This is a genomic window from Actinoplanes sp. URMC 104, from assembly GCF_051386375.1.
Lineage (GTDB): Bacteria > Actinomycetota > Actinomycetes > Mycobacteriales > Micromonosporaceae > Actinoplanes.
Window position 1 is genome coordinate 231,927 of record NZ_JBPQTO010000012.1, and the last position, 18,574, is coordinate 250,500.

The 18,574-nt window shown below is 72.1% G+C and carries 12 protein-coding genes; 5 read left to right on the plus strand and 7 right to left on the minus strand.

Going from position 1 to position 18,574, the window contains the following annotated elements:
- Positions 1-17: 17 nt before the first annotated feature.
- The 3 genes from ACSNN8_RS39960 to ACSNN8_RS39970 are packed head-to-tail and all read left to right on the plus strand — an operon-like array spanning position 18 to position 2,853.
- Positions 18-719 carry an ABC transporter ATP-binding protein gene (locus tag ACSNN8_RS39960; RefSeq protein ID WP_436656037.1) on the plus strand — a complete coding sequence of 234 codons (702 nt, stop codon included), beginning with the start codon at positions 18-20 and terminating at the stop codon, positions 717-719.
- Positions 716-2,185 carry an ABC transporter permease subunit gene (locus ACSNN8_RS39965; protein WP_436656039.1) on the plus strand — a complete coding sequence of 490 codons (1,470 nt, stop codon included), beginning with the start codon at positions 716-718 and terminating at the stop codon, positions 2,183-2,185. The genes ACSNN8_RS39960 and ACSNN8_RS39965 overlap by 4 nt, the downstream gene beginning before the upstream one ends.
- Entirely contained in the window at positions 2,182-2,853 is a 672-nt protein-coding gene (locus tag ACSNN8_RS39970) for an ABC transporter permease (RefSeq protein ID WP_436656041.1), read from the plus strand. Before ACSNN8_RS39965 ends, ACSNN8_RS39970 begins: the two co-directional genes overlap by 4 nt.
- 372 nt (positions 2,854-3,225) lie before the next feature.
- Here the strand turns inward: ACSNN8_RS39970 and ACSNN8_RS39975 are convergent, their stop codons facing one another.
- From ACSNN8_RS39975 to ACSNN8_RS39990, 4 genes are all read right to left on the minus strand, one after another.
- Positions 3,226-4,023, minus strand: a complete 798-nt coding sequence (locus ACSNN8_RS39975; protein WP_436656043.1) for an SAM-dependent methyltransferase — start codon at positions 4,021-4,023, stop codon at positions 3,226-3,228.
- Positions 4,024-4,105: 82 nt separating this feature from the next.
- Positions 4,106-5,338: an SGNH/GDSL hydrolase family protein gene (locus tag ACSNN8_RS39980; protein ID WP_436656045.1), complete on the minus strand. Its 1,233-nt coding sequence runs from the start codon at positions 5,336-5,338 to the stop codon at positions 4,106-4,108.
- Positions 5,335-8,307, minus strand: a complete 2,973-nt coding sequence (locus ACSNN8_RS39985) for a glycosyl hydrolase 115 family protein (protein ID WP_436656047.1) — start codon at positions 8,305-8,307, stop codon at positions 5,335-5,337. Before ACSNN8_RS39985 ends, ACSNN8_RS39980 begins: the two co-directional genes overlap by 4 nt.
- A complete protein-coding gene (locus ACSNN8_RS39990) occupies positions 8,304-9,611 on the minus strand; it encodes an SGNH/GDSL hydrolase family protein (protein WP_436656049.1) in 1,308 nt (435 codons plus the stop codon). Before ACSNN8_RS39990 ends, ACSNN8_RS39985 begins: the two co-directional genes overlap by 4 nt.
- A gap of 402 nt (positions 9,612-10,013) precedes the next feature.
- Here ACSNN8_RS39990 and ACSNN8_RS39995 point away from each other — a divergent pair, with 402 nt between their 5' ends.
- Positions 10,014-10,700 carry a DsbA family oxidoreductase gene (locus ACSNN8_RS39995; RefSeq protein WP_436656051.1) on the plus strand — a complete coding sequence of 229 codons (687 nt, stop codon included), beginning with the start codon at positions 10,014-10,016 and terminating at the stop codon, positions 10,698-10,700.
- A complete protein-coding gene (locus tag ACSNN8_RS40000) occupies positions 10,697-11,335 on the plus strand; it encodes a TetR/AcrR family transcriptional regulator (protein ID WP_436656053.1) in 639 nt (212 codons plus the stop codon). The genes ACSNN8_RS39995 and ACSNN8_RS40000 overlap by 4 nt, the downstream gene beginning before the upstream one ends.
- Positions 11,336-11,533: 198 nt before the next feature.
- Here the strand turns inward: ACSNN8_RS40000 and ACSNN8_RS40005 are convergent, their stop codons facing one another.
- Genes ACSNN8_RS40005 through ACSNN8_RS40015 form a run of 3 tightly spaced genes read right to left on the minus strand, consistent with a single transcriptional unit; the run spans position 11,534 to position 18,270 of the window.
- A complete protein-coding gene (locus tag ACSNN8_RS40005; RefSeq protein ID WP_436656055.1) occupies positions 11,534-12,661 on the minus strand; it encodes a lytic polysaccharide monooxygenase auxiliary activity family 9 protein in 1,128 nt (375 codons plus the stop codon).
- A gap of 11 nt (positions 12,662-12,672) precedes the next feature.
- Complete coding sequence (locus tag ACSNN8_RS40010) at positions 12,673-15,582, minus strand: glycoside hydrolase family 48 protein (RefSeq protein ID WP_436656057.1); 2,910 nt, start codon at positions 15,580-15,582, stop codon at positions 12,673-12,675.
- A gap of 36 nt (positions 15,583-15,618) precedes the next feature.
- Positions 15,619-18,270 carry a cellulose binding domain-containing protein gene (locus tag ACSNN8_RS40015; RefSeq protein ID WP_436656059.1) on the minus strand — a complete coding sequence of 884 codons (2,652 nt, stop codon included), beginning with the start codon at positions 18,268-18,270 and terminating at the stop codon, positions 15,619-15,621.
- Between the last annotated feature and the right edge of the window lie 304 nt (positions 18,271-18,574).

Consider the following 18,574-nt stretch of genomic DNA (forward strand, 5'->3'; position numbering starts at 1 on the left):
TCCGTAGAACTGCGGCCATGGATGCCACCATCGAAGTCCGCGGGCTGCGCAAGCGCTACGGCCCCACCGTCGCCCTCGACGGCATGACGTTCACGGCCGGGCCCGGACGGGTCACCGGCTTCGTCGGGCCCAACGGGGCCGGCAAGTCGACCACGCTGCGGGTGCTGCTCGGTCTCGACCGCCCCGACGCGGGAACGGCCCTGGTCGGCGGCCGACGGTACGCCACTCTGGACCGCCCGCTGACCGGCGTCGGCGCGCTGCTCGACGCCGGCGCCCTGCACCCCGGCCGGTCGGGCCGCGACCACCTGCTCTGGATGGCCCGCTCGCAGCGGATCGCCGCCGGGCGGGTGGACGAGCTGCTCGACGAGGTGGGGCTGCACGATCAGGCGCGGCGCCGGGCGGGCGGCTACTCGCTGGGCATGCGGGTGCGTCTCGGCGTGGCCGCGGCCCTGCTGGGCGACCCGCCGATCCTGCTGCTGGACGAGCCGTTCAACGGCCTCGACCCGGCGGGCTTCGTCTGGATGCGCGAGCTGCTGCGCGGCCGGGCGGAGAGCGGCCGTACGGTGCTGGTCTCCAGCCACCTCATGGGCGAGCTCCAGGACCTCGCGGGCCAGGTGATCGTCGTGGCCGGCGGGCGGGTCGTCGCCGACGTCGCGACCCGCGACCTGCGCGACCGGTACGGCTCGCTCGAGTCCGCCTATCTGGAGCTGGTCCGATGATCCGCGCCGAGCTCACCAAGCTGCGCACCGTCCGCGGCTGGACGCTGGGCCTCGCCGCCGCCGTCGTCGCCTTCGTCGGGCTGGGTCTGCTGATCGCGAGCGGCACGGTCATGTCCTGCGGCGACCGGGCCTGCGAGCCCGCGCCGGTGGGTCCGGAGGGTCAGGGCGTGGAGGACCGGTTCGCCTTCGCCCACCAGCGCCTGGACGGCGACGGCAGCCTCACCGCCCGGGTCGCGGACCTCTCCGGCATCATCACCTATCCGCCGCCGGACCACGACCGGATCGTCGAGGGGCTGGTGCCCTGGGCCAAGGCCGGCCTGATCGTCAAGGACGGCACCCGGCCCGGTTCGGCGTACGCCTCGGTGCTGCTCACCCCCGCCCACGGCGTGCGCCTGCAGCACAACTACGTGCACGACAAGGCCGGCCCGGCCGGCGCCCGGTGGCTGCGGCTGACCCGCTCCGGGGACGCCGTCACCGGGTACGCCTCCCCCGACGGCACGACGTGGACGGCGGTGGGGACCGCCGAGCTGCCGGACCTGCCGCGCACGGTCGAGATCGGCTTCCTGGTCGCCTCGCCCGGCGACGTCACGGTGAAGGAGAGCTCGACCGCCGGCCACGCCGTGCAGTCCCGCTTCACCCAGGCGACCGCCGTGTTCGACCGCATCGACAGCAGCGTGTCCGGCGCGTGGCGCTACGACGCGGTCGGCGCCGACGGCACGCAGTCCGACTGGGAGAGGTTCCACCGCCCGGCCGGCCTGCGCGTCGCGGACGGCACGCTGACGCTCACCGGCAGCGGCGACGTCGCCCCCGCCACCGGCATGGTGCTGGGCCCCGTGCCGGCCGGCTCCGTCCCCGCGCTGCTGCTGTTCGTCGTGGTGGCGGTCCTGTATGTCACGACCGAGTTCCGCAGCGGCCTGATCCGCACGACCCTGCTCGCCGCCCCGCGCCGCGGTCGCCTGCTGGCCGCCAAGGCGCTGGTGATCGGCGCCGTCACGTTCGCCGCCGGCCTGCTCGCGGTCGCGGTCGCCCGGCTGGTCGTGGTGCCGGTGCTGCGCGGCAACGGCAACGTGCTGCTCCCGATCGGCCTCGCCACCGAGCTGCGCGTCGAGGCCGGCACCGCCGCACTGCTCGCCGTGTCGGCCGTGCTCGCGTACGCCCTGGGAGCCCTTCTCAGACGCGGGCTGCCCGCCGTCCTGCTGGCCGTGACGCTGATCGTGGTGCCGTACGTGGTCGCCGTCCTGTCCGTGCTGCCCGCCGGGGCGGGTGAGTGGCTGCTGCGGATCACGCCGGCCGCGGGCTTCGCCATCCAGCAGACCCTTCCCGCGTACGCCCAGGTGCTGCTCCCCTACCACCCGGCGGAGGGCTACTTCCCGCTCCCGCCGGTGGCCGGCCTCGCCGTGACGGCCGGCTGGGCGCTGGCGGTCCTGGCGCTGGCCGGACTGCGCCTGCGGAGGTCAGGCGCATGATGGCCGCCGCCCTGCGCGCCGAGTGGGCGAAGGCGCGCACCGTGCCCGACCTCGCCGCATACCTCGTGGCGGCCGTCGTGCTGACCGTGGCCGCCGGAGCAGCCGGCGTCGGCCTCCTGGGCGTCCACCTGGGTCAGGCGGTCGTCGCCGTGGCGGGCGTTCAGCTCCTCGCCGGCGAACACGGCACCGGCCTGATCCGGCCTACGCTGCTCGCCGTCCCACGCCGGGTCACCGTGCTGGCCGCCAAGGCCGTCCTGCTGACCGCCGGCACCGCCGTCGCCGCCACCGCCTCACTGCTCGTCGCCCACCCACCGCTCGACGGCGCCGCCGTGCGGGCCGCCACCGGCTCGGTCCTCCACCTGTGCCTGATCGCCCTGCTGTCGCTGGGCGCCGGCGCCCTGCTCCGCAGCGCAACCGCAGCCGCCGGCGTCGTGCTGGGCCTGCTCTACGCGGTGCCGCTGCTCGCGATCTGGCTTCCCGACCCCGACTGGATCCGCACCCTGCACCGGATCGCGCCGTCGACCGCCGGCCTGACCATCCAGTCCACAGCCGACGCCGCCGCCCTGCCGATGGTCCCCTGGCCGGGCCTGGCCGTCACCGCAGCCTGGACAGCTGTCTCCCTCGCCGCCGGCGCCTACGCCCTCACCCGCCGCGACGTCACCGTCTGACTCCGCCGGCATTCCCCGTCGCCGGCAAGTCGTCCCCGGCCCGGCAGCACGCCACCCGTCCACCGCACTTGCCGGCGTGACGTTGCCGGGACAGCTCACCCTGGGACGGGTCCCTAGGATCGCGTCGGCCTCGATGCCGGCAAGCACGGCCACCACGCCGTCGCGCTCGACCCGGTTCACAAGCCAGCCGGGCCGTGTTGTTGCAGCACAGCGAGCAAGGCGCAGCCGGCCGAGTTCGGTCAAGGGTGCATCAGCGTGGGGGCGCGAGGACCTCCTGGGTGGTGCGGAACCTTCGACAAGCTCCAGCTCACCCGGAGGTCCTCACCCATTTCAAGATCTGACCGGCGCTACCAACGTCCATGCACACAACGGCTAGGGCTTGCGGGCGACGCCGCCGTACGAGTCCTGGTGGGTGGGCTCGCCGTCGGCGCCGGGGCGCCAGTGGGACACCGACACCACGCCGGGGTCGACGAGCTCGAGGCCGTCGAAGAAGCGGCTGATGCGTTCGGGGCTGCGCAGGTGGTAGGTGTGGCCGCCCTCGCTGGAGATGCGCGCGCCCTCGACGATCTTCTCGCTGGTGTCGGTGCCGTCGTAGAAGGCCAGGTAGCTGCCGGACGGCAGGAGGTCGAGCAGGCTTTTGACGATCCCCTGGGCCTCGTCGTCGGACTCGACGTGGCCGAGGATGCCCATCAGCATCAGCGCGATCGGCTTGCCGAAGTCGAGCGTGCGGGCGGCCTCGCGCCGGATCGTCGCCGTGTCGCGCAGGTCGGCGTCGATGAAGTCGGTGGCGCCCTCGGGGCCGCTGCTGAGCAGGGCCCGGGCGTGCACCAGCACGAGCGGGTCGTTGTCGACGTAGACGATGCGGGACTCGGGCGCCAGCCGCTGAGCGACCTCGTGGGTGTTGTCGGCGGTGGGCAGCCCGGTGCCGATGTCGAGGAACTGCCGGATGCCCGCCTCGACCGCGAGGTAGCTCACCGTGCGGCCGATGAAGGCGCGGCACGCGCGGGCGTTCTCGGCGATGGCCGGGAACACTTGGAGCACCGAGTCGCCGACCTCGCGGTCGACGGCGTAGTTGTCCTTGCCGCCCAGCCAGTAGTTCCACACCCGGGCGCTGTGCGGCACGGTGGTGTCGAGCTTGGGGGCGCCGGCGTCCGGCGAGGCGCTGGTCATGGCTGGTGCCTCTCGTCGGCGGGCGGCGGGACGATCATGGTCGTCCAGTGTAGACACCGGACGACCACGATATCGACCCCGGTCAGTCGAGCCAGCGCAGCGGCACGGCTCGCGCGATCGCCCCGTACCCGGCCGGGTTGAGGTGCAGGTGGTCGCCGGTGTCGTACGCCGGGAGCAGCTGCCGCGGCTGCGCCGGGTCGCGCACCGCGGCGTCGAAGTCCGCCACGCCGTCGAAGATCCGCCCGTGCCGCACGGCCTCGTTGACCGCGAGCCGGGTGGCCTCGCGCAGCCCCGACGGGTCGTCGTACGACGTGTTGCCGCCGAACGGCGTGATCGTGGCGCCGTACACCCGGAGGTCGACGGCCCGGGCGCGCAGCGCGATCTGCTCGTACGCGATGAGCAGGTCGGTCAGCACGGCCTTCTGGTCGGCCGCGGTGGCGGGCGCGGTGCCGATGTCGTTGACCCCCTCGAACAGCAGCATCCGGTCGACGCCGCTGGTGGCGAGCACGTCGCGGTCGAGCCGCGCGAGCACGTTGGGGCCCAGCCCGTCGTTGAGGACCCGGTTGCCGCCCGCGGCCTGGTTGAGGATCGCGGCGCGCGGGCCCCGCGCGAACAGCTGGTCGGGCCAGCGGTCGTTGCCGTCGGTGGTCGAGCCCCGCCCGTCGGTCAGCGAGTCGCCGACGACGGCGAGCGCGGGCACGTCCGCCTCGACCTCGACCCCGCTGATCAGGTACCAGTGCGCGACGCCCACGGCGCCCGGCAGCGACGCGTCGGCGTGGTGGTCGCCGCCCAGCAGGTACGAGGTGGTCCGCGACCCCGGGTGCGAGGTGAGCGACAGCGAGGCCTGACCGGTCGCCAGGTACGTGGTGACGGTCAGGTTCTCGCCGCGGGCCACCGGCAGCGGCACCGGGTCGGACACGATCTGCGCGCCGACCGGCACCGTCACCGAGCGCCGCCCGCCGAAGGTGAGCGGCCGGCTCGACCCCGGCACGATGTCCGCCACGCCGGCCCGCCCACCGGCCGGGCGGCCCAGCGCCGCCGCGGTCAGGGGCAGGGCCGAGCCGCCGAAGGCGTTGGAAAACCGCACCCGTACGCGGGGACCGCCTGCAGTCACGTGGAGGGTCTGGCGCAGCGTGGTGTCCACCAGCACCGCCGCCTCCCCGGTGAACGGCGGCGGCGGCAGGTTGCCCGGCTCGGTGAGCTGCGGCATCGCCGTCCACGTGTGGATCCACCGCTTGCGGCCCCGCGGGAGGGCCGACGCCGCGGGCACCCCGGGGACCAGGGCGGCGGCGCCCAGCAGCGTCCGGCGCCTCATCGCGACCACCGGCTCTCGGGCGGCCCGAGGTAGCTGTCCTTCACGCCGCCGGTGTCGACGACCAGCCGCTGCACGATCACGGTGGGGTCGACGGCGTGGAACGTCAGCGTGTGCGTGCCCGGCCCGGCGACCGTGTGCGTGGTCGTGGTGCGGTTGATGTTGTCGGACGTGTTGCGCGCCCACTGCCGGTTCATCGTGGTGTCGTTCGCGCCGGTCGCCTTGGTGATGTTGACGACCTGCGGCGTCTGCCCGTCGATCGACACGGCGTACCGCAGGCCGTCGCCGGGCAGCACGTTGTTGCGCGGCGACAGGTACGCGGTGACCCGCACCGGCCCGCTGCTGGTGAGCGTCATCCGGTAGTCGAGCCGTGCGCCCTCGCCGAGCGGCGTGAGCCCGTTGCCGGTCCTGCCGATGCCCGGCAGCAGCTGCCACCGGCCGGTCTTGCGCGTGTAGTGGTCGGCCTCCACGGCCACGTACCCGTTGGCCTCGAGGAAGCCCTCGGGCCGCTGGACGGGGTTGCGGACGGGCGCCTGCACCACGACCGACGAGCCGGCGCCGGTGACCGTGATCGGCACCGTGGTGGTGCCCTTCGGCGCACGCCGCCAGTCGACGGTGACGGTGGCCCGCACCTCGTCGCCGACCACGCCCGAGGCCGGCGCCACGCGCACCCACGAAGCGCCCGTGGTGATCCGGTACGGGAACGGCGTGGTGCCCTTGTTGTAGACGTCGATGTACTGCGGCCGCTGCGCCTGCCACGGGCTGAACTCGGGCAGCCGCTGAGCGTCGCCGCCGTCGAGCGCCACCCCCATCGCCGCCTGCTCGGGCACGGTGATGCGCCTGAGGTGCGGGTAGATCGCGTCGGGCAGCGCGACGTTGTCGAGCTCGGGCTGCTGCCAGGGCGCGTTGGGGCCGTAGCGCTCCACGTCGCCGTACCCGATCTTGGGTTGCAGCTGCCAGTTCTTCCACTTCCCGCCGGCGAGCACGGTGTTGTAGTAGTCGCTCATCGCCTGGTCCTCGGCGAACAGCCGCTCGGCGGTGTCGGCGAGCCCGTTGGTGGAGGCGCGCCCCTGGGCCGCGTACGCGAGGTTGGTGAACTGCGCGCGACGCAGCTCGTAGATGATCGCCGTGTCCTTGATCTGGTAGTAGGCGAGCTGGTAGAACGCGTCCTGCCAGGCCCGCGGGACCTTCTGGCGCAGCCGGTCCGCCCGGCGGGCCAGGTCGATCCACTGCTCGGTGACGCGGTCCATCTCGGCGTAGTCGGTGAGGCTGAACGGGGTGGCCCGGTCGTCGTAGACCACCGCCGCCGGGTCGGTCGCGAGGTCCTTGGCCGGGTCGACGGTGATGCGCCGGTTGAGCAGCTCCGGCTTGCGGCGCGACTGCAGGAACCCGTACTCGTCGAGCAGGTCCGCCAACGCCGGGGCGAGCTCGTCGCCGAAGTTCTGCGCCGCGTACTGCTCGGTCCACTCCCCCAGCCGCTCGACCGGCCAGGCGTCCGGGTTCCACGCGTAGTCGAGGAAGAACTGGGTGGGCAGCTCCTCGTTCTTCAGGTCGCCCACGTTGACCATCCAGAGCCGGTCGACCCCCCTGCCGTACGCCAGATGCAGTTGCTCCCAGGTGTTGGTGAGGTTGACCGTGTCGGCCCACTTGTAGTTGCGGCCGTCGCCGACGTAGTCGAAGTGGTAGTACATCCCGTAGCCCCCGCTGCGGGCCGGCAACGACGGGTCGGGCAGCTTGCGCAGGTTGCCCCAGTTGTCGTCGCAGAACACGACCGTGACGTCGTCCGGCGGCCGGTAACCGTTGTCCCAGTAGCGCTGCACCTCCTTGTAGAGGGTCTGCACCTGGGGCCGGTCGATGAGCCCGGTCTCGCGCAGGATCTGCCGCTGGCTGTCGATGATGGACGACATCAGGTCGATGCCGTCGCCGTCGGGCAGCGAGACGTCGCCGTTGCCGCGCATGCCCAGCGTGATGACGCCCTCGATGTTCTGATCGCGCATGCGTTCCGCGCCGTCGCGCCAGTACGCCTTGATCGCGTCGGCGTTGCGGCGGAAGCTCCACTCGCCCGTGCCGGTGGGGTGGCGGTTCCACTCCTCGATGCCGCGCATCATCGGCGCCTCGTGCGAGGTGCCCATGACGACGCCGTAGAAGCTCGCGGTGGCGTGGTTCTGCGGGTCGTCCTCGGCGAACGCGCGGCCCCACACGGCGGGCCACAGGTAGTTGGCCTTGAGCCGCAGCATGGTCTCGAACACCTTGGCGTAGTAGGCCGCGTTGAGCCCGCCCGGATAGCCGGGCGCCTTGCCCGGGCCGAAGTAGCCGGGCGCCCACGTGCCGGTCGCGGGGTTCTCGTCGTTGATGAAGAACCCGCGGTACTTCACCTTGGGCGTGCCCTGGGTGTGCCGGCCGGGCAGCACGTACAGCTCGGCCTTGCGCTGCACCGGCACGTCGTCCCAGAAGTACCAGGGCGAGACGCCGATGGCGCGCGACAGGTCGTAGGCGCCGTAGATGCTGCCCCGCTGGTCGCTTCCGGCGATGACGAAGGCACGGCGTACGCCCGGGAGCGGATCGGTGACGACCTGCTCGACCGTGGTCTCCCACTTGCCGCGCAGGCCGCGCACGTCGAGCTTGCCGCGCGCGACGATCCGGTCGATCAGCGGGCTCTTGCCCAGCGTGCCGACGATGACCGGGTCGCGGCCCGCGGGGATCGTGTCGTGGCCGACCGCGGGGCGCACGCCGGTCACCTTCTCGATGTCGGTCTGCAGGTCGTCGACGACCCGGATGACGCCCGCGTGGTCGTCCTTGCTGACCACGACGGGAGCGGCCCGGCCGCCGGCGACCAGCGGGAACCGGCCGGGGCCGGGCTCCGTGGCGACGTACCCCCGGGTCTCGCCCCTGCGGTCGGCGGCCGCCTGCGCGGGGACCGGCGCGACGACCAGCAACGCGGCCGCGGCCACCGAGGCGAGCACGGCTTTCATCGGAACAGGCCCAGCGGTACGGCCTCGGCCATCGCGGCCATCCCGGCGTCGTTGGGGTGCAGGTGGTCGCCGCTGTCGTACGCCGGGTTGAGGCGCAGCGGATCGGCCGGGTCGCGCATCGCCCGGTCGAAGTCGACGACCGCGTCGTACTCGCCGCCGGCCCGGATCCAGCGGTTGAGCACGTCGCGCTTGCGCTCGTTGGCCTCGGAGAAGAAGCCGAGCGTGTCGCCCTTGAACGGCAGGATCGTGCCGCCGATCGCCTTGAGCCCGCTCGTGTGCGCGCGGGCGATGAGCTGGCGGTGCCCGGCGATCAGGTCGTCCGCCGAGACGGTCTCGGAGACGGGCGCGACCGTGCCCGGGTGGCCCAGGTCGTTGACGCCGAGCAGCACCACGAGGTAGCGGGCGCCGGGCTGGGCGATCACGTCGCGGTCGAAGCGCCGCAGGCCGCTGTGGCCGAAGTACGCGGCGAACGTCTCGGCGTCGCTGCCGGGCGCGGGGTTGGGGTCGTGCAGCAGGCGGTTGCCGGAGATGCCGACGTTGGCCACACCGCGGTGCAGCCCGGCCGCGCGCAGCCGCGCGGCGAGCAGGTCGGGCCAGCGGTGGTTCAGGTTGTTCTGGGTGTTCGCGCCGTTGGTGATCGAGTTGCCGAGCGTGACGATCGCGGCGGCGCGCGCGTAGACCGAGACGCCGGAGAGGAACAGGTACTGCCCGATCGTCGCGGTGGGGGTGATCGTGCGCGCGGCGGTGACGTCGCCGTCGGCGATGACGTTGTCCTGGAACGCGAACGCGGCGACCGTCGTCACGGGCGTGCGCGCGGGCAGGTAGAGGCTGATCGCCAGGTCGCTGCCGGGCGGGACGTGCAGCCGCACCGGGTCGCTGACCAGCGGCGAGCCGGCCGGCACGGTGACCGCGGCGCGGTTGCTGAACGTGACCCGGCGGTCGGTGCCGGGAACGATCGCGGTGCTGGCGCCGTCGCCCGCACGCAGGGCCACGCGGACCGCGCCGAGGCGCAGCGGGCCGTTGCCGAACTCGTTGGTGACGCGGATGCGGACCTGGTCGCCGCCGGCGCTGCAGTGGACGATCTGGCGCACGGTCTGGGCGGTCAGCACGGTGGGCGTGGTGGGCGGGATGGTGGTGGGGGCGGCTGCCCAGGTGGCGACCCAGCCCGGGGCGACGTAGTCGCCGTCGGAGTCGCGACCGGCCTCCTGCGGGGCGCCGGCCTGGGCGGGGGTGGGGGAGGCGAGACCGGCCGCGGCCGCGGTGACCGCGGCCCCGGAGGTGAGTAGCTCGCGACGGGTGGGCATGGGGAGCTCCTTCTCGACCGCCGGGTCAGCAGACGCCGAAACTCCGTGGTGGCCGGAAGTTTCGGAAACACATCGGACGGACCCTCGTAACGTAAAGGCGACGATCTATGTCGTCAAGAACGCATCCCTTGATCGATACCGCTTTCCGTACGGGGTTCGGCGTGAGAAACATCGGAACTTTCGGTTGTGCCGATCGGAAGGTTCATCTTGGCCGTGCGGTCAAATTCCTGCTAGGTTGTTGACTATGCAACTAAGTGACACCGGGCGGGACGACGGCCTCGCCGATCCCGTGCCCTCGCCGCAGCTCACTGCGCCTCCGGACGTGCCCTCCCCCACTTCTTTGATCATTCTGGAGCCGGCGGACGACTCCGGTGTGTGCGGCCCCGACGGGTGGTGCAACTGATGAGCGCCGGCGCCTTCGGCCCCGCCGCCGAGCCGATCGTGGTGGACGTCTGGAGCGACGTCGTCTGCCCGTTCTGCTATCTCGGCCACGCCGTCCTGCACGAGGCCATCGAGCAGTTCCCGTACGGCTCCTCGGTGCAGGTCCGCTACCACAGCTTCCAGCTCAACCCCGGCTTCCCCCCGGGCGAGGCCGTGCTCGCCGACGACTACCTCGCCCAGCAGCACGGCATGCCGAAGGCGCAGATCGAGGCCTCCCACGCGCAGCTGACCGCGCGCGGCGCCCGGTCCGGCCTCGACTACCGCTTCGCGTCCTCGCTGATGATCAACACCCTGGACGCCCACCGGATGATCCACCTGGCCCGCGAGCACGGCCAGGAGCTGCCCATGGTCGAGCGCCTGTTCCGCGCCGAGTTCACCGACGGACTCAACCTCGCCGACCACGCGGTGCTCGCCGACCTCGCCACGTCGCTGGGCCTGGACCGCGCCGACGCCGTCAAGGCCCTCGAGACCCGGGCGTACGAGGACGCCATCAACGCCGACCTCGCCCAGGCCCGCGGGTTGGGCATCAGCGGCGTCCCGTTCTTCGTCTTCGACAACAAGCGCGCCGTCTCGGGCGCCCAGCCGGTCGAGCTCTTCCGCCGCGCCTTGGACGTGACCTGGCAGGACCGGACGGCCGCCCCGGCATGACCCCACCCCCGGCGCGTCCGGTGCCGCGCCCCCAGCCGGGCGCGGCAACGGCTGCGGAACCGGGCGCGGCACCGCCCGCGCATCGGCTGCGCGCGGACGCCCGGCGCAACGTCGAGGGCATCCGCCGCGCCGCCCTGGACGTCTTCCGCGCCGGCGGCCTCACCACCCCGCTCGACGAGGTGGCCCGGGCCGCCGGCGTCAGCAAGGGCACGATCTACCACCGTTTCGGCAGCCGCCGCGCCCTCATCGACGCCGTGGTGGACGACCTGGTCGCCGCCCGCCTCGACGACATCGTCGACGCCGTCGACGCCCTCGAGGGCCCGCTCGTGCGCTTCGAGGAGTACCTGCTGCGCACCTGGCTCCTCCAGTACGACGAGCCCGCCGCCAACGACGTCCTGATGCGCGCCCTCCCCGACTCCGAGCCCCTCACCACCCTGTTCGACCGCGCCTGCTCCTTCGGCCGCCGCCTGCTCACCGACGCCCAGTCCGCCGGCGCGGTCCGCCCCGACCTCACCCCCGACGACCTCGTCCACCTGATCCTCGAGCGCGGCGTGATCGTGCGTTCCTGCCCCCACCAGTCCCGCCCCGACTACCTCCGCCGTCTCGGCTTCGTCCTGCACGGCCTCCGGGCGTGAGCGCGCAGCGTGGGCAGGTTGCCCGGCAGCAAGAGGTAGACCGCCGGCGCCACCGTAGCCACGACGAGAAGCATCCCTCAGCAGGGGTAGCGGTTGACGGCGCCCGCAGCACGGCCGCGGGGTGCGGCGAAGGCGGGCACGAGCCGGCGGCGGCGCGGAACAGGCGCGCCGCCGCCGGGTTTCTCGGAGCGGGTCAGGTCAGGTGGTGGTGCAGGCGAGGTTGTTGACCGACGGGGGTGGTGTGCCGTTGCCCAGCAGGCCGAAGGTGACGTGGTTGCCGGCGGCCACCGTGCCGTTCCAGGAGACGTTCTTGACGGTCACCAGGGAACCGGTGGCGCTGGCGGTGCCGTTCCACGCCTGTTGCAGGGTCTGCGAACCGGGCCAGGTCCAGGACACGGACCAGTTGCTGATCGCCCTGGTGTCGGCGTGCACCATCACCTCGGCCTGGAAGCCGCCGTTCCACGTGCTCGTGATGTTGTACATCGCGTAGCAGGCGCTCGTGCCGGGCGCCGGGGTCGTGGGCGGGGTGGTGGGAGGCGTCGTCGGCGGGGTGGTGGGCGGCGTCGTCGGCGGCGTGGTGGGTGGCGTCGTCGGGGGCGTGGTCGTGCCGCCTCCGCCGATGCCGGTCACCTGGCCGTTGCCGCCGTCGAAGACGACGTCGGAGCAGCCGTAGAACGTCTCGTTGCTGTCCGAGCGCTGCCACACCGAGTAGATCAGGTGACGGCCGCTCTTGCCGGACGGCAGCGTGGCGTTCCAGTAGTAGTGACCCTCGTCGGTGCCGGGGCCGCCGTTGGCGGGCGGGTTGGTCACCGTGTCGAACGGCGTGGACTCCAGGTCGCTCCAGGCGAGCGGACGGGTCGGGCTCCAGCTGTCCTTGGTGATGTAGAGCCGGAACGTGCCCGGGTGCTTGGCCCAGTTGTTGTACTGGATGCCGAGCTGCGCGCCCGAGGTCAGGTGGGTGACCGGCCAGTCGTTGCGGGCCAGGTTGAAGCCGGTGAAGTTGTACGGGCCGCCGGTGCCGCCGGAGCAGAGCTGGCCGTCGGGGATGTACCCGGCCATCCGGCCCGCGCCGTCGGAGCGCAGCACGGCGAACCAGTTGTAGAGCGAGGTCGTCCCGCTCTGCGCCACCGCGGCGGCGCAGGCCGGGTTCTTCGGCTCGATCGCGCCCGTGCTCGGGTTGCGGCCGTCCTTGTAGCAGAGCCACGTGCGGCTGCCCGGCACCATGATGGCGCCGTGTGCCTGGGCCGCGCTCGGCGGCATCGCCACCACGGCCACACCGGCAGCAACGAGCGCGCTGACGGCGTACATCAGGAACTTTTTCCTCATCGATTGACCCTTCAGCCGTTCGGGAACAGGCGCGCGAAGTCGGCGTAGCCGGTGGCCACATCGACCTGCGCCCAGAAGCGGTGGTAGTTGAACGTCGGGGCCGGACCGCCCTTGAGATAGGCGTCGACCTTCGGGTAGTCCGGGTCGTTCTTGTAGAAGGAACGGATGTCCAGGAAGGACACTCCCGGCTTGATGACGTCGCCGTTGGGCATCTTGCCGGTCCAGCCCGGCGGGATGTAGATGCCCTGGCCGGTCGACGCGTCGTAGGTGTCGTCCATCCGGCTGTAGTCGGCGCGCGTCTCGGTGACCGACACGCCCTTGGCGTCCTTCTTGGTCCAGATCGCGTCGAGCAGGTTCTTCGCCGCGGTCTTGGCCGCGGTGCTGCCGGACTTGGCCGCGTAGTAGGTGAGCAGCTTGGCCAGCGAGCCCGCCACGCCGAGATCCTGGCCCTTGCTGGTGACCGTGACGTGCAGGTTGGTGTTCGCCGCGGGGGCGGACGGGTTCCAGGTGGCGGGCGCGCCCGACCACTCCATGTCCGACGGGATCGAGAACTCGGTCGCCGTGATGGTGCTGTTGGCCAGCGCCCACGGGACCCACTTGTCGAGCACCGCCTTGGCCTTGGCGTCACCGGTCGTGTAGTAGTACTCGGCCAGCCGCTCGAGCGACCAGGTCTGCATGCCGAACCAGCGGTTGGACGGCGGGTCCTCGTACACCGGAGCCTCGACGTACGCGAGCCCGTAGAACGTGGGCACACCGGCCGGCCGGGCCGAGTAGTTGCCGTTCCAGCTGTTCGTCGCGCCGCCGGCGATCGCGCCCTCGGAGGACTGCAGCCACTGGTAGAACTCGAGCTGCCGGTTCAGGCTGGCCTGCCAGTCGGCCTTCGCGGTCGGCGACTTCGGCGCGAACGCGCTCACGTTGGACAGCACGTACGCGGCCATCGGGTTCTGGTAGCCGAAGTGGCTGGTGCTCGAGCCGATGCGCCACGCCCAGCCCGCGCTGGTGTCGTAGGCGCCGCCCCACGCGTAGTACCACGACATGAGGTTGTTCGAGCTGCTCTTGCCGCTGCCCGCCGCGCACGACGTGGACGCGCAGCCCGGGTTCTTGAAGTACTTGTCGTAGAACGAGTAGCGCAGGTAGTCGCCCATCTTGGCGGCGTTGGCCACCGCGGACGAGATCTGCGACTGCTTGCCCTGCTCGGTGGCCCAGGTGTACGCCCAGTACGCCGCCTGCACCGCACGCGAGTCCGCGTCGGGCGCGTTGGTGTACTTCCACTGCCGGGCGTAGCTCGAGTCCTTGGTGAACAGGTCGAGGAACCCGTTGGGGCCGCCGTGCTTGAACGTGTCGCAGGCCGGCTGCGGCACGGTCTCGAACGTGGACTCCTGCGGGCCGCGCTGGAAGGTGTTGATGTAGACGTTGCGCGAGGTGCCGTCGCCGCACCGGCCGAAGCCGTACGTGTTGTCGACGTCGAGCAGCCAGTGCATGCCGTAGATGTCGTCGGTGCCGTACGCGCTCTTCAGCTCCGATGCCAGCGGGTCGCTGCCGACCGACACGCTCTGGTCGAGCTGCGACGGGTACTGCGAGGGCAGCGGGTACTCCGCCGCGTAGGTCGCCGGCTTGGACGCGTTGTAGTTGGCGTTGGTCGGCTGGTCGGCGTGCGAGGGGATGATGTACTTCTCCATCGTCGCCCAGGCGCTGTTGAACGGCGCCCAGTCACCCGACGCGTGGCCGTGCTCCGCCTCGAGCCACAGCCAGTAGCTGAACGCCTCGGAGGTCGTCTCGTGGCCGTGGTCGGGCGCCTCGTCGATCAGCGTCTCGATCGAGTGGTAGGGCACGCCGTCGGGGCTGAAGTAGCCGTTCGCCGGGTTCTTGATGTCGTTGTAGAGCTGGGTGAACCGGGCGTCGGCCGCACCCTCGCGGACGACGGTCGCGTTGACCGTGGCCGCGGTGTGCCCGCTCGCGGTCGCCGAGAATGCGGCCGTGGCGCCGATCGCCGCCGACTCGGCCGCCGCGATCGTGACGGTCTGACCGGTGTTCCAGTTCGACGGCGTGAACGTCAGCGACGCCGGGGTGGCCGTCACCGCCGTCGAGCCGCTGCTGCGGGCCACCGCCACGGTCACGTTCGCCGCCGGGGCCTTGGACAGCGCCAGCTTGACGGAGGCCGAGGCGCCGGGCGACACGCTCACCGAGGTGGCGTCGGTGACGATCGCCGGCGTGGTGGCCGCGTCGACGAAGACCGGCACGTCCGCGGTGTTGCTCTTGGTGCCCGCAGCGTCGTACGCGATGGCCTGCAGGTGGTAGGCCGCGGTCTGGGTCGGGACCCCGGTCCAGGTGTACGTGTACGGCGCGGCCGTGTCGGTGTTGAGCAGCAGCCCGTCGTGGTAGAACTCGACCTTGGCGACCGTGCCGCCCGGCACCGCGGTGATCGGGATCGACGCCGGGGCGGTGTAGCGGGTGTTGGCCGCCGGACTGGTGATCTCGACCGTCGGCGCGGTGGCGGGGCCGTTGCAGCGGGTGCCGTTGAGCGTGAACGCGGTGGGCACCGGGTTGGCCGAGCCGAACGTGCCGTTGAAGCCGGTGCCGACGGTCGCGTTGGTCGCGAGGTTGCCGTTCCAGGCCGCGTTGCTGACGGTGACGTGCTGGCCGCTCTGCGCGTACGTGCCGTTCCAGCCCTGCGCGACCCGCTGCGAGCCGTCGGGGAAGTCGTATTCGAGCTTCCAGCTGGAGACGGGGTCGCCGGTGTTGGTGATGGCGATGTCGCCGGTGAAGCCGCCGGACCACTGGCTCTGCACCTTGTAGACCACGGTGCAGCCCGCCGCGGCGAGGGCCGGGACGCCGGCCGCGAGAGCCGCGCCGGCGCCGAGGACGGCGGCGCCGGTGACGGCCAGCCCGCGACGCAGTCGGCGTCTCGTTCTGGGTCTCACTTGCACGTCGGTGTTCCTTTCTGTGGGGAGGGCGCGCTACGCCGGGGCGCAGGTGACCGGGGAGGGGACGGGGTTGCTGCCGCTGGAGCTCCCGAGGAAGCCGAACGTGGTGCTCGCGCCCGCGGCCAGGGCGCCGTTCCAGGAGGCGTTGCGCACGCCGACCGCGGTGCCGGTCTGCGTGAGGGCGCCGCCCCACAGCTGGGTCACGCTCTGGCCGGCGGCGAGCGTCCAGCCGACCGTCCAGGCCGTGGTCGGGGTGGAGCCGGTGTTGGTGACGGTCACCTCGCCCTGGAAGCCGCCGCTCCACGAGCCGGTCAGCTTGTAGGTGGCCGTGCAGCTCCGGCCCGGACTGCCGGTGGGCGTCGGAGTCGTCGGCGTCGGAGTTGTCGGCGTCGGAGTTGTCGGCGTCGGGGAGGTCGGCGACGGCGTCGCGGTGGGCGAGCTCGTCGGGGCGCCGCCCGCCCGGTCGGCGTACAGGATGCCGCGGCCGTTGGTGCCGAGGTAGACGCGGCCGTACACCCGCGGGTCACCGGCCAGGGCGTCGCCGGCGTTGCCGTACTGGTGCTGGTCGTCGTTGATCCGCACCCAGGAGGCGCCGCTGTCGTCGGAGCGGAACACGCCCGTGACCCCGTCGACCGTGCCTACCAGGAAGACCGTGGGGCGGGTGGCTCCCGGCGCGGCCCTGCCGAACGCCACGTTGATGCCGGAGGTCACCGACGCCACCTTCGTGAACGTCGCCCCGTGGTCGGTGGAGCGCAGCAGCCCGCTCTCCCCCGCGAACCACACCTCCCCCGCCGCGCCCGGGACCGCCTTGAAGTGCAGCCGCCCGCTCGTGGGCAGGGTGGCCGCCGACGCCGCGAAGGAGGCTCCGCCGTCGCGGCTGGTGTAGAGCTTCCCCGCGGCGTACGCGTAGAAGGTCCTGGGGTCGACGCGGTCGGACTCCACGATCGCGCCCGCCGGGACGCCGCTCGACGCCGTCCACGAGCTCCCGCGGGTGGTCGAGAAGTGCACGCCCGCGCCGGCCGGCGACCACACCATCGCGTTCGCGTCGGCGCCGACCGCGATCGTGCCGCCGCCGGTCACGCCCGCCGGCTCCTGGCCCGCGTACCAGTTCTTGCCGCCGTCGGACGAGATGCCGAGGTGCGGGGCCGCGTCCGCGTTGCCCACCCGGGCGAACACGGCGGGGCTGAGCTCGGCGAAGTCGAGGCTGGTGTTGCTGCCCAGGGCGGGCGTGTCGTGGAAGCCCGGCGGCACGGCGTCGAGGGCGGCGTGGTGGAAGCCGCCGATGTCGCCCAGGGCACTGACCAGCGGCGCGCCCGAGGGTGGGCTGGCGAGGTCGAGGACGGCGGTCTCCTCGAGCCCCTTGGCGTACGGCCGGATCGTGAACGTGGTGTTCCGGTCCCAGTTGGTCAGCTGGGTGGTGCCGTAGATGGTGGCGCCGGTGCCGTAGAACAGGCGGTCGGAGTCGAACGGGTCGATCTCGAGCGACTCGTTCATCCAGCCCAGTTTGGGTGTGGACTCCGGCGGCTGCGGGTTGGTGTTGAAGTCCAGCCACGGGTCGGCCGAGATGTCCATGGTGTAGCGCCGGGAGACCGACGGGTAGCCGGCGAAGTCCCAGATGCGGGTCCAGGTGGCGCCGTTGTCGGTGCTGCGGAAGAAGATCGCGTCGGGCCACCAGGAGATCTGGGTGGCCACCATGAGCGTGCCCGGGTGCTGCCGGTCGACGGTGAGCCCGGAGTAGCCGTAGTAGGCGTCGGCGGCCGGGGTGGGCGAGATGTCGGTCCAGGCGCCGGTGGTGAGGTCGAGGCGCTGCACCTGCCCGGAGCCACCGTCGTACGGGCCGCCGGTGTCGCTGGTCGCGACGAACAGGTAGTTGCCGGCGACCACGCCCTTGTGCGGGAGGTAGCCGGTCGGCTGGCCGGGGATGCGCTCCCAGGTCGCGCCGCCGTCGAGCGAGCGGTAGAGCGGGTTCTCCTTGTCGGCCACGCCGACGTAGATCTGGTTCGCCGCGCCGAAGGTGACCCAGGTCAGGCCCTGATTCCGGTCGAGGTAGCCGTTGGGGTCGGCCGGGTCCTGCACGTAGTTGCCGGCGTTCGGGAAGTTCGTGACCTTGGCCCAGGTGGCGCCGTGGTCGGTGCTGCGCCACAGCCCGTTCCCGCCCTCGGCCGCGAAGTAGACGTTCCGGTTGTCGTGCGGGTCGACGGCCAGCCGCTCCCCCATGCCACGGCCCGGCATGTTGCCGCCGTTCTTGAACGGCAGCTCGGTGACCTGCCAGGTGGCGCCCTTGTCGGACGAGCGCAGGATCGCGCCGTTGTTCGGGTCCCAGGAGTTGGTGTACATCCCGACCGCCGCGTACACCCGCTCGGTGTCGACGGGGTCGGGCGCGATGCTCAGCACGCCGTTGTAGCCCCAGTCGTCCTGGCCGACCCAGTCGAGCAGCGGCATCCAGCTCTGGGAGCCCTCGTTCCAGCGGTACGCGCCGCCGATGTCGGTGCGGGCGTAGACCAGGTTGCGCTCGCCGGGGTTGAACACGATGCCGGGCACGAAGCCCCCGCCGTCGATGCGCACGTTCTTCCACACGTACGGATCGGCGGCCGCGGCGACGGCCTCCGGCGACCGGGCCAGGGTCAGTCCGGTGGCGCCGAGCACGGCAGCGGTGACGACCGCCACCAGGGAGAACCTTCGCATCCGGGGCCTTCCATCGATGAGCTTCCACATGGGAGCGCTCCCAGAAGGGTCGGGTTTGCGTCACACCGTTGTCAAGCCCCGGCAACGAGGAGTTGACAATCGCGCATATCGGGACGCGTTCACGGAGGACCGGACCGCCGGCGCGCGCGGCCGAGGTTGATCACCCGGCGACGCGGGTACTCGCGATGCGGATCAACAGCCCGCGGTATAGAAAGATGCGAATAGCAGAAAACGCTCGGCAACTCTATGGAATGAACCCATAACCGTACGTCAAGGATTTGCCCGGTGTTTTTCTACGCTGTGT

What these genes read in the sequence shown, in the direction of transcription:
- ACSNN8_RS39970 (WP_436656041.1), top strand. Translation starts at nt 2,182, where the DNA reads ATGATGGCCGCCGCCCTGCGCGCCGAGTGGGCGAAGGCGCGCACCGTG.
- ACSNN8_RS39975 (WP_436656043.1), bottom strand. Translation starts at nt 4,023, where the DNA reads ATGACCAGCGCCTCGCCGGACGCCGGCGCCCCCAAGCTCGACACCACC.
- ACSNN8_RS39990 (WP_436656049.1), bottom strand. Translation starts at nt 9,611, where the DNA reads ATGCCCACCCGTCGCGAGCTACTCACCTCCGGGGCCGCGGTCACCGCG.
- ACSNN8_RS40005 (WP_436656055.1), bottom strand. Translation starts at nt 12,661, where the DNA reads ATGAGGAAAAAGTTCCTGATGTACGCCGTCAGCGCGCTCGTTGCTGCC.
- ACSNN8_RS40000 (WP_436656053.1), top strand. Translation starts at nt 10,697, where the DNA reads ATGACCCCACCCCCGGCGCGTCCGGTGCCGCGCCCCCAGCCGGGCGCG.
- ACSNN8_RS39960 (WP_436656037.1), top strand. Translation starts at nt 18, where the DNA reads ATGGATGCCACCATCGAAGTCCGCGGGCTGCGCAAGCGCTACGGCCCC.
- ACSNN8_RS40015 (WP_436656059.1), bottom strand. Translation starts at nt 18,270, where the DNA reads ATGCGAAGGTTCTCCCTGGTGGCGGTCGTCACCGCTGCCGTGCTCGGC.
- ACSNN8_RS39965 (WP_436656039.1), top strand. Translation starts at nt 716, where the DNA reads ATGATCCGCGCCGAGCTCACCAAGCTGCGCACCGTCCGCGGCTGGACG.
- ACSNN8_RS39980 (WP_436656045.1), bottom strand. Translation starts at nt 5,338, where the DNA reads ATGAGGCGCCGGACGCTGCTGGGCGCCGCCGCCCTGGTCCCCGGGGTG.
- ACSNN8_RS39985 (WP_436656047.1), bottom strand. Translation starts at nt 8,307, where the DNA reads ATGAAAGCCGTGCTCGCCTCGGTGGCCGCGGCCGCGTTGCTGGTCGTC.
- ACSNN8_RS39995 (WP_436656051.1), top strand. Translation starts at nt 10,014, where the DNA reads ATGAGCGCCGGCGCCTTCGGCCCCGCCGCCGAGCCGATCGTGGTGGAC.